This is a genomic window from Abyssisolibacter sp. ZYX002, assembly GCF_056892235.1.
In genome coordinates, this window is the sequence record NZ_JARMXH010000001.1 from 585,989 (window position 1) to 600,351 (window position 14,363).

A 14,363-nucleotide genomic window follows, 5' to 3' on the forward strand; every position below is an offset into this window, starting at 1 on the left:
GATGTGTGGTATTTGCGGCATGATTGATTTGAAGCATGAAAAAAGAATAGAAGAGGGTATAATTAAAGAAATGATGTCAAGTTTACTGCACCGTGGACCAGATGCTAAAGATGTTTTTTATGACCCAAATGTTACATTTGGATTCACTCGTCTTAGTATTATAGATATAGAAGGTGGTATGCAACCTATCTTCAATGAAGATAGATCAGTGATGCTTATATGTAATGGTGAGATATTTAATTATGTGGAGCTTAGAAAGATGCTCATAAATAAAGGTCATAAGTTTATAACAAGAACTGATATAGAAGTTTTAGTGCATCTTTACGAAGAATATAAAACAGAAATGGTAAATCATCTTAATGGACAATTTGCATTTGTAATTTATGATTTTAAAGAACAAGCAGTTTTTTGTGCAAGAGATCATTTTGGGATAGCGCCTTTCTTTTATACAGTAATAAATGGAATGTTTATATTTGGTTCTGAAATTAAGGCGATTTTAAAGCATCCATGGGTAAAAAAAGATATAGATTTAGTTTCTATAGATCAAATACTTACATTCCCAGGAATATTAAGTCCTAGAACAATAATTGAAAATGTAAAAAGTCTTGAGAATGGACACTATATAGTCATAAAAAATAGTAAAATAATCGATGTAGAATATTGGGATTTGATTTATCCCGAAAATTCCAATAACGAAATTGAGGATAAAGGAGAAGAGTATTATATTGAAAAATTGGACGAGCTTATAACTGAGTCTATAAAATTAAGGCTTAGGGCAGATGTACCAATTGGCCTATATGTGAGCGGAGGATTGGATTCTTCAATAATTGCAGGGAAAGCAAAATTAATAAGTCCTGATACGACATTTAAATCTTTCTCTATAGATTTTAAAAATGAAGAATTGTCAGAATCTAAATACCAACGGATGGTAGCTAACAGATTTAACTTACAACACAATGAATTGATGTTTAAAGTATCAGATATCGTAAAAAGGTTATCTAAAGTGATATATCACTCAGAGATGCCATTAAAAGAAACCTATAACTGTGCATCAATGGCATTGGCAGAATCGGTAAAAAAAGAACAAATTAAAGTAGTGCTAAGTGGTGAGGGAGCAGATGAATTCTTTGCAGGTTATATAGGATATAGGTTTGACAAGTTCAGACAATTCGATGACAAATCTTCTAACTATAGTGAATATGCTTTGAGAAATCAAATTTGGGGAGATCAACAGTTTTTTTATGAAAAAGATTATCACTCTTTTGAGAGTATAAAAAGAAAACTCTATTCTCATTCTATCAATAAAAATTTTCATAATATTAACTGTTTAAACCATCCAGTTATAAATAAAGACAGAATAAACAATAGAGATATAATTCATAAAAGATCCTATATAGATTATAAAATGAGAATAGTAGATCATTTGGTTGCAAATCACGGTGATCGAATGGCATACACAAGTTCTATAGAAGCTAGGTATCCTTTTTTAGATAAAAACGTTGTTGAGTTTATTGCTACTATACCAACAAAATATTTACTAAATGGATACAATGAGAAATACATCCTTAAAAGAGTTGCAGAGAAATTTTTACCAAAAGAAATAATTGATAGGGAAAAATTTAGCTTTGTGGCACCTGGAAGTTCAGAATTAATTAAAGAAAACTGGGAATATATAAATGATATTTTGTCTTATGATACTATCAAGCGACAAGGGTTCTTTAATCCAGACGTAGTGGAGAAATTAAAAAAACAGTATTCTAAAAAGGATTTTACATTAAATGTTCCATTCGAGCCAGACTTATTGATTGTGGTGATAACACTAGGTGTTTTTCTAAATGAATTTAAAATAGGCTAAATTATTTCTAATAGCTAAATAAGGAGGTAAAAATGTGAGCGATATATTGCAAAGCAAACTCTATGAAAGTTTTGACAAAAATAAAAATAATATTGCAATAGAAAGAGGAACTCAGTTAGTAACTTATAGTATGATAGATAAAAATTCAGATAAAATAGCTAGTACATTAAATGAAAAAGGTCTGAATCAAGCTTTTATAGGAATTTATTCAAAAGATCGTATAAATATTATAAACATGATGATAGGAATTTTAAAAGCAGGATGTATTTTTGTAATACTTGATGTTAAAAACCCATTACTAAGAACAAAAGAGATGATTAATGAACTTAATATTAGTCATATAATCAGTGATGTACAAACGTGTATGGATATTGATTACTTAAATAGTGAAGTTCTATTGCTAGATCATATATATAACTTAGATATTTGTAAGCCATATAACGTTAAGTACAATAAAGAAGATAAAATATATGTTTATTTTACATCTGGTTCAACAGGTAAACCAAAAGCTATCGTAGGTAAAAACAAAAGCTTAATTCATTTTATCAACTGGGAGATAGATACTTTTAAGTTAGAAGGAAATTATAAATTTAGTCAGTTTACGTACCCAAGCTTTGATGTTTTTCTTAGAGATGTATTTGTTCCACTTTTGAGTGGTGGTACTATAGTTATACCAGAAAATGAAAATATAATATTAGATACCATGTCATTAATTGAGTGGATTAGTAAAAAAGATATACATCTTATGCATTGTGTACCAACTTTGTTTAGATTAATTAATTCACAAGAACTAACAGGCAGACATCTATCTAAACTAAAGTATATTCTTATGGCAGGCGAAAAAGTGAATCCATCAGAGCTAAAAAGTTGGTATAAAAAAATGAATGATCAAGTACAACTAGTCAATCTCTATGGTCCTACCGAGACAACACTAGCAAAACTCTATTATATTATGAGCGAAGCTGATACAGATAGAGAAGTTATGCCAGTTGGAAAACCTATTAAAGGTGCTAGGGCAATTATTTTGAATGAGAATATGGAGATATGCGATCCACTTGTTACTGGTGAAATTTATATAAGGACACCATTTAGAACATTAGGATACTACAACAGTCCAAAATTAAACAAAGAAAAGTTTATAAAGAATCCATTTAATAATGACGAAAATGACATTATATATAAAACTGGAGATTTAGGAAGATTACTTTTAGATGGTAATATTGAATTGTTAGGAAGAGTAGACAGACAAGTAAAAATTAGGGGAATAAGAATAGAGCTTGAAGAAATAGAGAGTATTGTATATAAGAATGACTCAGTAAAAGAAGCAGCTGTAATTAAACATGAATTAAACAAAGCTACTAGTGATATGCTAGTAGCATTTATAGTATCACTAAATTTACAGCCAGATGAAACTATAAGAAAAGAGTTAACTTTATTTCTTAAGGAAAGTATGCCTGAATATATGGTTCCATCAGATATTGTTTTAGTTGAAAATCTTCCAAGATTAACAAGCGGTAAGGTTGATTATAAAACTCTAGCAAATATTTACAATGAAAGAAAAGAGGAAAAAATTCTTCCAAGATGTGAAATTGAGAAAACTTTATATGACATGTGGATTAATGTTTTGGGAAAACATGAACTTAGTGTTAATGATAGTTTTTTCAAATCGGGTGGAAATTCTCTCAATCTTATGAAGCTTATATCTCTAATATTTAAAGAATTTAGTGTTAAAGTACCGTTAACAATGTTGTTTGAAAATAATACTATTGAAAAGCAGGCAGTTATAATAAAGAGTTTAAAAAAGCATGAAAAAGAGAATGTTACAGAGATTGTAAAGAAAAAGGAGTACTATCCTTTATCATATGCGCAACAAAGGATATATATTTTAGATGCGTTATACGAAGATAGTACTATATATAATATTACAAAAGCTTTAATGATTGAGGGGTTGCTTGATCTAGAAAAACTCGAAGAAGCATTTAGAAAATTAATTAAACGACATGAATCATTAAGAACTGCTTTCTTACAAGTTGACAATAAAATAGTACAAAAAACATATGAGAATGTTGACTTTAAAATACTTGTGAAAGATGGCATAAATATGCCGATTAAAGAAGCAATAGAAAAGTTTACGAGAAGTTTTGATTTGAGTAAACCTCCTTTACTTCGTGTCACAGTTATTAAGTTAAAACAGAATGAAAACTTAATTTTACTAGATATTCATCATTCAATATCGGATGGGTTATCACTTAATATAATAATTAATGATATTATGTCAATTTATCAAAATATTGAATTAGCAGAGATAAAAGCTCAATATAAAGACTACGCAGTATGGCAAAATAGCGAAGAGTTTTCGAAATTACTAGAAAGTCAGAAGAAGTTCTGGATATCAAAACTAAAAGGTAATTTAGAAGAATTGAGATTGCCTTTGGAGTATCCAGTGTCAGACAAAAATAAAGCTAGTGATGGTATTGTTTCATTTAATCTGTCAAAAGAACATGTGAATTTTATTACTTCTATTGCAGCTAAATATGAAACAACTATATTTGTTAGTTTATTAGCTGTTTTTAATATCTTTTTAAGTAAATTAACTGGTCAAAAGAATATAGTCATTGGAACTCCCGTTTCAACAAGAACTGATGATATTTTCGAGAACGTTGTAGGTATGTTTGTAAATACGGTAGTATTAAGGAATGAACTAGATTATGAAGAAGGTTTTACTGACTTTTTAAGAAAAGTCAGGAATAATACTATTGAAGTAATAAAAAATAGTGATTATCCTTTCGATGAGCTTGTAAAGAATATTTGTAAGAATAGAGATATAGTTAAAAACCCTTTATTCAATTGCTTATTTCAATTACAAGAATTTGAGACAGAAATTATAAGGACAGATGACCTTAAGATAACACCTATAGAAGATACTATGGAATCTAAATTTGATTTGACGATTTCAGCTACGAAGACAGATGAAGATATAACAATAGAAATTATGTTTAACAGAAAGTTGTTTAAAAAAGAAGCGGTTGATATATGGAAGCAATGCATTGAAAGAATTTTAGAGCAGATTATTACAGATAATGATATCAAAATAATAGATATACAAGGGTTAAATGAACATGGCATAAAACATAAAAAAACTATGGAGATTGATTTTGACTTTTAATAATCAGTTCAATTTAAGTAAATGAAAGGAGGTAGATGAATGTTAAAATATTGGACTGAAAAATTATCAGGATGCCAATTTGACAGCTCATTGCCTACTGATTTCTATAAATCAGATAAGTATAATGAAGGGCTATATAAGAGGATTATTGATGGAGAATTGTTTGATATATTAAATAAAGTCACACGTGGTCAGGATAATTCTCTATTTGTTTTTATGTCAGCATCATTAAAAATATTAATTCATAAAATTACAGGTAAAAAAGATATAGCTTTATTAGTACCATCGTTCTTTACAGATAATAATATCAATGACGGTGTTATATTGAGAGATGTAGTGAATGAATCAAGCTCGTTTAAAGAATTAATATATGCTGTAAAACAAACTGTAACAGAGGCTTATAATCATCAAGATTATCCTACTGAAAAATTATTAGAAAATTTCTGCCTAGAGGGATATTCAAGATTACTAAATATTGTTTTATATATGCAGTCAATGCATAACGGATTTAAAACAATAAAAAATGATGATATAGATATCAAACTTAGAGTTTCTAGAGAAGTTGATAAGATTGAACTAAATATTACTTACAATACAAACATTTATCAAAAAACTACTATAGGAAGATTTATGGATATCATGCTTATGATTATTAAGCAAAGCATGAAAAATGTAGACATAAAGATATCAAATATTGAGATATTAAATGAACATGAAAAACAAAGGATTAAAGGCGAATTTAATAATACAAAGACAGAATATCCAAAAGATAAAACGATTCAAGAGTTTTTTGAAGCACAAGTAGAAAAAACACCAGATAACATAGCTGTAATATTTGAAGATAAGAAGCTAACATATAGAGAGTTAAATGAAAAAGCAAACAGTCTAGCAAGAACTCTAAGGAGCAAAGGTGTTAAGTCAGATGCTATAGTAGGAATTATGGTAGATAGATCTGTGGAAATGATAATAGGTATAATGGGAATATTAAAGGCTGGCGGAGCCTATCTACCTGTAGACCCTAATTATCCAAAGGATAGAATAGAGTATATCTTAGAAGATAGTGGTAGTGGTATACTACTCAGCAAAGGTAACTTAGTAAAAAAAATTAACTTTAAAGGGATAGTAATAGATTTATTTAGAGATAACGTCTATAAAGAAGATTGTAATAATTTAAATAAACTAAATGGTGCACAGCATTTAGCATATATCATATATACTTCAGGTACCACAGGAAATCCTAAAGGAGTAATGATTGAACATAAGGCGTTAGTTAATAGACTACTGTGGATGCAAAATAAATATCCGCTAACTGAGCAGGATACTATATTACAAAAAACAACTTATACATTTGATGTGTCTGTATGGGAGCTTTTATGGTGGTCATTAGTAGGAGCGAAGTTATGTATACTTAGTCCTAATGAAGAAAAAAATCCAGCAAAGATAATTGAAATAATAGATAAGTATAGCATAACCACTATGCATTTTGTTCCTTCAATGCTAAATGTATTCTTGTATTATTTAGAAGAAAGTGAAAAAACTATAAATCTAAATAGTTTAAGGCAAGTTTTTTGTAGTGGAGAGGCATTAAAATATAAACAAGTAGTAAGATTTTATGATTTATTTAAAGATGATAAAAAGTTAATTAATTTATATGGACCTACTGAAGCTGCAATAGATGTATCTTATTTTAACACTACAAATAATACTGATTTGAGAATAATACCAATTGGTAAACCAATAAGTAATATTAGTTTATATATTATAGACACAAATGGTAAACTACAGCCTATAGGAGTACCAGGAGAGTTATGTATTTCTGGAGATGGCCTAGCGAGGGGATATTTAAATAAAATAAAATTAACAGCAGAAAAATTTGTGGACAACCCATTTGAGCTAGGAAGGAAGATGTACAAAACGGGAGACTTAGCAAGATGGCTAGCAGACGGTAATATAGAATTTCTAGGAAGGATAGACAATCAAGTTAAAATAAGGGGATTTAGAATAGAGCTTGGAGAAATAGAAAATAAACTATTACAAAATAATAATATAAAAGAAGCTGCAGTTATAGCAAGACAGGAAAAAGAAGATAAGCAAATATGTGCATACATAGTAAGTACCCAAGAATTCAACAGCTCAAGCTTAAAAAAATACTTAAAAGAAAGATTGCCAGAATATATGATTCCATCATATTTTGTTAAATTAGATAAAATGCCCATAACACAAAATGGAAAACTTGATAGGAAAGCATTCCCTAAGCCTAATTTAGACGAAAGGTTAAATAAATATGAGGCACCAAGAAATAAATTAGAAGAAACGCTAGTTAATATATGGAGTGAAGTTTTAAATGTGAATAAAATAGGAATAAATGACAATTTCTTTGAATTAGGAGGACATTCATTAAAGGCTATGATGTTTACATTTAAAATTCACAAGGAACTAAATAAAAGAATTCCATTAAAAGAGTTATTCAAATCACCAACAATAAAAGGACTCAGTGAGTTTATAAAAAATGAAAAAGAAAGTATTTATTCTAATATAGAAAAAATAGAAGAGAAAGAGTATTATGAAACCTCATCAGCACAAAAAAGAATATATATTATGCAAGATTTTGATGAAGATGCAACAGCATATAATATGCCTCAGATCCTTAGAATAGAAGGGAAAATTGATAAGAATAAAATAGAAAATGCATTTAAAAAATTAATTAAGAGGCACGAGGCACTAAGGACTTATTTTGAGATTTATCAGGAAGAAATAGTACAAAAAGTTGATAATAACTATGAATTTAAACTTGTAGAGAGAATAGAAGATAAAACAATAGATGAGATAGTAAATGATTTTGTCAAACCGTTTAATTTGTCAAACCCTTCTTTATTTAGAGCAGAGCTTGTAGAAACATTAGGGGTAAAATATCTTTTAATTGATATACATCATATAATATCCGATGGTATTTCTTGTGAATTACTGACAAAAGAATTTTTGACTTTATACAACGCAGAGAAGCTAGAACCTCTAAAGCTTCAATACAAAGATTTTGCAGCATGGCAAAACAGCTTATTAAATTCAGAGCAAATAGAGAAACAAGAAACTTATTGGATAGAGATGTTCAGTGACCAAATACCTGTGTTAAATATGCATCATGATTATGAAAGACCCCCAGTGCAAAGCTTTCAAGGTGATAATGTAAAAATTGAATTGAGTGAAGAAATTACAAGAGCTTTGTATGAACTAGGAAAAGATACTAGAACAACAATGCATATGGTTTTACTATCTGCATTTAATATACTTTTATCTAAATATAGCAGGCAAGAAGACATAATAGTAGGAACACCAATAGCAGGAAGACCACATGCGGATATTCAAAATATAATGGGCATGTTTGCAAATACATTAGCATTAAGAAATAAACCCAGAAAGAATATAAAATATATAGAGTTTTTAAATGAAGTAAAAGAAAATGTTTTAAAGGCATATGAAAACCAAGATTATCAGTTTGATGAATTAGTGGACAAATTAAACTTATACAGAGATATAAGCAGGAATCCATTATTTGATGTAATGTTTATAATGCAAAACACTGAATCAAACAAAATAGATATAAACGATTTAATATTTATACAACATGAGGACAAACATAAAGTATCAAAATTTGATTTAACTTTGTCTGCTACTGAGGTAGATAAACATATAATATTAGACCTTGAATATTGTACAAAGCTATATGCAAAGAAAACGGTAGAAAGAATGCTAAGGCATTACGTTAATATATTAAAGGCAATAGTTAAAGATAGAACTACCGAACTAAATCAAATAGATATTATGACAGATAAAGAAAAACATTTATTATTACATGAGTTCAATAGTTGTCATATAGATTTACAGTCTAAAACAATAAATAAATTATTTGAAGAACAGGTTAAAGAAACACCCAATAACATAGCATTAGTATTTAAAAACAGTAGATTAACATATAAGCAACTAAATGAAAAAGCTAATAATTTGGCAAATTTACTTAGAGAAAAGGGAGTAAAATCGGGTACTGTTGTAGGAATAATGATAGAAAGATCTTTGGAAATGATAATAGGTATTATGGGTATATTGAAAGCAGGAGGAGCATTTTTACCTATTGATATTAAAACTTCAAAAGATAGATTAGAGTATATTCTTAAAGACAGTAATGCAAATATATTATTGAGTTATTCAAATGTTACTAATAATCTTAACTACTCAGGACAAATACTCAACTATGACAAAATTGATTTTAATATTTATGATACAGAAAATATAAAAATAATAAATAAGCCATATAATCTTGCATATGTTATTTATACTTCAGGTTCTACAGGTAGACCAAAAGGGGTTATGATTGAACATTCGTCACTGTTTAATTTTATTATGGCAATAAAAAAGAATATAGATTTTTCAAGAGATAAAAATATTATAAATCTTACTACCATTTCCTTTGATATTTCTATATTAGAAACTATACTTCCTTTATGTAGTGGTATGAAAGTTGTGGTTGCAGATGAAATAAGTCACAATGATTCAGAGCTGATAAGTAAATTAATAGTAAAAGAAAAGATAGACATACTTCAAGCAACACCTTCGGCATTAACAATGCATTTTAGTAATGTTGATTTTTCTAATAGTTTAAATAACATAAGCCATGTTTTAATAGGTGGAGAGGCATTAAATAATAATCTTCTGAGAAAAGTAAAGAAGGCTACTAATGCTAACATTTACAATATGTATGGTCCAACAGAGACAACTATTTGGTCAACTATGAAAGATGTTACAAATACTAATGAAATTACTATAGGAAAACCTATAATAAATACTAAGGTGTACATTGTTGATGAAAATAACAATCTAGTGCCTATTGGAGTAAGTGGAGAATTATGTATTTCAGGAGAGGGTGTCTCTAGGGGGTATTACGGAAATATAGAGCTTACTAACCAACAATTTATTGCTAATACTTTTGATTCATACCCCAAAATGTATAAGACAGGAGACATTGCAAAATGGCTAGCAAATGGTGAAATCCAACTTATAGGAAGAAATGATTATCAAGTGAAAATCAGAGGATTTAGAATTGAGCTTGGTGAAATAGAAAATTGCTTATTAGAATTTGAAACTATAAACGAAGCAGTGGTAATTATTGATGAAGATGAAGAGAGTGATAAATTTTTATGTGCATATTATACATCAGATGAAAAAATAGATGTAGATATTATAAAAAAACACTTAAGAAAATTGGTTCCAGAGTATATGATTCCATCTTTCTTTATACAAATGGAAAAAATGAATTATACTCAAAGTAAAAAAATTGACAGAAAGGCATTACCTAAAATAAAGCACAAGTTAAACAACATGTTTTGTGCACCTTCTAATCAAATGGAAGTAAATCTGCATAAAATATGGAAAGAAATATTAAATGTTGATGTACTAGGAGTTAATGATGAGTTTTTTAATTTAGGTGGACATTCTATTAAAGCAATTATGTTAGTTAATAGGATAAAACAGCAGTTGAAAAAGGACATTTCTTTATCAGATGTATTTAATTATAGCACTATAAAAGAAATGTCAGACATGTTGATAAATAAAGATCGATATGTTATAGAACCTATAAAAATTGTAGAGCAAAGAGATTTTTATCCTATGTCAGCAAGTCAAAGAAGGTTTTTTATATTAAACAAAATAGAAAAAAATAATGTTAGCTATAATCTTCCGTCAGCTTTTAAAATAAAAGGAAATCTAAATATTAATAGACTCGAACTAGCACTAAATGAAATAATAAAACGGCACGAAATATTAAGAACACACTTCAGCATTGTTGATGGTGAAATGGTTCAAAAAATTGAAGAGTTTAAACCATTAGAACTAGTACTAAGAGAAAATATTAATTTGGATACTGGGATTATCCTAAAGCAATTTGTAAAACCTTTTGATTTATCTAAATCACAACTAATAAGAGCAGAAGTTATAAAGATATCATCTTTAGAATATATGCTACTATTTGACATACATCATATTATTGCAGATGCAACGTCTATAAAAATAATTGTTGAGGAACTATGTAGTGTATATGAAGGAAAAGACCTTTTGCCACTTAAATTGCAATATAAGGATTATACCCAATGGCAAATTGAAAGATCCAAATCAAAGTTCATAGAGCATCAGAAAGACTATTGGATGAACCTCTTTAAAGGAGAAATTCCAACGTTGAATTTACCATTAGATTTTGCTAGGCCAAAAGTTCAAAGCTTTGATGGTGATACAACAACATTTGAACTAGATAGAAATAAAACAAACAGAATAAACAAAATGGCTCAAGATAATAAAGCCACATCTTATATGGTCTTATTATCATTCTTTACAATTTTGTTATCAAAATATGCGAGAACAGAAGATGTCGTAGTAGGTACTCCAATATTAGGTAGAGAACATGAGAATCAACTTAACATGGTTGGAGCATTTATTAACATGTTAGCATTGAGGAATAAGCCTTTAAAGGAAATAACTTATGGTGAATTTTTAAACAATGTAAAGGAAAATTTCTTATTAGCATACGAAAACCGCTTCTACCAATTTGAAGAACTTGTTGATAATCTTAAACTTAAAAGAAACCTAAGCCAAAACCCTTTGTTTGATGTAATGTTTTCTATGCACAATCATGAAGTCGCTGAGATTAGAGCCTCAGATCTAGTTTTTACACCATACGAATTCGATAATAAATCTTCACAATTTGATTTGACAATGGAAGCTATAGAGAAAGATGGAGTATTCTACATGAGCATAGAATATTGTACTAGTTTATTCAAAAGAGAAACCATACAAAGATATATAAAGCACTTTAAATATATTATAGATCAGGTATTGGATAATCCACATATAAAGATAGAAGATATTAGTTTAATGGATAGCTTAGAACGAGAAGTAATGCTTAACAAATATGGGCAGACTAAGTTTAAAGAATCTAACTTCATATCAATACATGAGATGTTTGTAAAGAGGGCATATGAGTTTCCAGATAAGATAGCTGCAATATTTAGAGACGAAAGTATAAAATATAAGGCTTTAAATGAACAAAGCGATAAATTAGCTATAATGCTTTCTAAAGCTGGAGCAGGGAAAGGCAATATTGTTGGAATTATGATTGAACGTTCTATTGATATGTTAGTAGCTATACTAGGTGTACTAAAGAGCGGCGCAGCTTTTTTACCAATAGATCCATCATTCCCTATAAAAAGAATAAATTATGTGCTGAAAGATAGTAATGCAACATTTCTAGTAGGCCAAAATGGATTAATTGAAAATATCGTATTTAATAATGTAAAAATTTACGTAGAAGATAGTAAGCTATGTAATGAGAATTATTATGATTATGAAAGACCTGATTTAAATTCATTAGCATATGTTATATATACTTCAGGTTCTACGGGTAATCCTAAAGGTGTAATGATAGAACATAAAGCATTAAGTAATTTTGCATCTGGAATTACAGAAATGATTGAGTTTTTTGAGGATAAAAGAGTGCTTGCATTGACAACCATATCGTTTGATATATTTATTCTTGAAATATTAGTGCCATTATTTAAAGGACAAACCATTGTAATAGCAGATGAATATGAACAAAAGGATCCTACAAAAATAAAAAATTTAATCGTAAAACATAACGTGAATATGATTCAGTCCACACCTACAACACTTAAAATGTTGTTGATAAACAAAGAAGATAACGCATGGAGTAAATTTATAACTGATTATATGGTTGGAGGGGAAGCTTTACCATACAGTAGCTTTAGTGATCTAAAAAGCATATATGATGGTAAGATTTTCAATATGTATGGTCCAACAGAAACTACAGTATGGTCAACCGTAAAAGACCTTTCAAATTGCAACGAAATAGATATTGGTAAACCAATATTAAATACAAATATACTTATATTAGATAAAGAGTTAAAAATACAACCTGTTGGTATTTGGGGAGAACTCTATATTGGTGGATTAGGTATTGCGAGAGGATATTTGAATAATCCTGAATTAACAAGTGAGAAATTTGTATTGAACCCTTACAATTTAAATGAATATATATATAAAACTGGAGATATAGCTCGCTGGAGTAGTGATGGCTCTATTCAATATGGTGGCAGAATAGATAATCAGATTAAATTGCATGGACATAGAATAGAATTGGATGAAATTTCGACAATACTTGATAGCTATGCTAATGTACTTGATTCAGTTGTGGCATTGAAGAAAGTTAGTTTTGGAGATGTAGTTCTTATTGGATATTATGTGAGTAGTGCAACTATAGATAGTAGACAGTTAAGAGAATTTCTTAGTGAGATGTTACCAAGCTATATGATACCGTCCTATTTTGTAAAGATTAATGAAATACCATTAACACCAAATAAAAAAGTTGATTACAAACAGCTACCAGAACCAGTCAAAAAAACTAACAAGAAAAAGCATGACAAATTAAAAACTAAAGAAGAAATACTATTAATGGATATTTGGTATAAAGTAATAGGGAATACTGATATAGGAATTTATGATAATTTCTTTGATATTGGTGGTAATTCTGTACAAATTGTACAATTACATTCTGAAATAGACAAGCTCTATCCAGGGCTATTAACTGTTGCAGATTTATTTTCTTATCCATCAATAAATAAGTTGGCAGAATTTATAAGAGATAATAAACAAGAGAAACATAAAGTCTTTGTTTTAGAGTATTCATGTTTACCGTTAGAGTATTTTAATGGTAGTGATATAAAAGGTAGTTTGCTAATTACTAATTTAGAAGAACAACTGAGTTTAGAATTAAAAGAAAAATTACAAATGAACAATATTGAGCTTATGAGTTTTCTTTCAGCAGTATATATTTTGGTTATTAACCTATTAAATGAACAAGAAAAAATAGTTATATATTCTATAATAGATAATTACTTAATACCTATAAAGATTAATATTTCAGAATTTAACTCAGTATGGGATATAGCTAAGCATGTAGAAAATTTGGCTAATAACTTAAGGATGAATGATGAGAACTTAATTTCAAATATTATAGTTAAACCAGAAGATACGACTAAAGATCTTGGAATATATCCAATGTTGTGCGATTTTAATATGGTTGATTCTCAAATATCTAAGCATTTTGACATTATACTAAAAGCTAATGTTCAAGATAACGAAATATCTATCTCTTGTTCATATAAAGATATGAGGTTAAATCCAGACAAGATTGAGGAATTTTTTAATGGATATCTTAACTTAATAAAGTACCTAATAAACGAGCAATAACAAAAAATGTGGTTGGAGTATTACAGAATATAATAT

General features: G+C 28.6%; 3 protein-coding genes. All 3 read left to right on the forward strand.

The genetic code is table 11. The annotated features are described in order from the left end of the window. The first annotated feature begins 1 nt into the window (after nt 1). The 3 genes from asnB to P3X86_RS02705 are packed head-to-tail and all read left to right on the forward strand — an operon-like array spanning nt 2 to nt 14,327. Nucleotides 2–1,855, forward strand: coding sequence for an asparagine synthase (glutamine-hydrolyzing) (gene asnB / locus P3X86_RS02695; RefSeq protein WP_483291085.1), 1,854 nt, complete (start codon nt 2–4; stop codon nt 1,853–1,855). Nucleotides 1,856–1,889: 34 nt separating this feature from the next. Next, the gene (locus P3X86_RS02700; RefSeq protein ID WP_483291086.1) at nt 1,890–5,021 is read left to right on the forward strand and encodes an amino acid adenylation domain-containing protein; all 3,132 of its coding nucleotides are present in this window, start codon (nt 1,890–1,892) and stop codon (nt 5,019–5,021) included. Nucleotides 5,022–5,060: 39 nt separating this feature from the next. After that, nucleotides 5,061–14,327 carry a non-ribosomal peptide synthetase gene (locus tag P3X86_RS02705; protein WP_483291087.1) on the forward strand — a complete coding sequence of 3,089 codons (9,267 nt, stop codon included), beginning with the start codon at nt 5,061–5,063 and terminating at the stop codon, nt 14,325–14,327. Nucleotides 14,328–14,363: the final 36 nt, after the last annotated feature.

Coding starts and splice junctions, on each gene's coding strand:
- asnB (WP_483291085.1), top strand. CDS start 2: ATGTGTGGTATTTGCGGCATGATTGATTTGAAGCATGAAAAAAGAATA.
- P3X86_RS02705 (WP_483291087.1), top strand. CDS start 5,061: ATGTTAAAATATTGGACTGAAAAATTATCAGGATGCCAATTTGACAGC.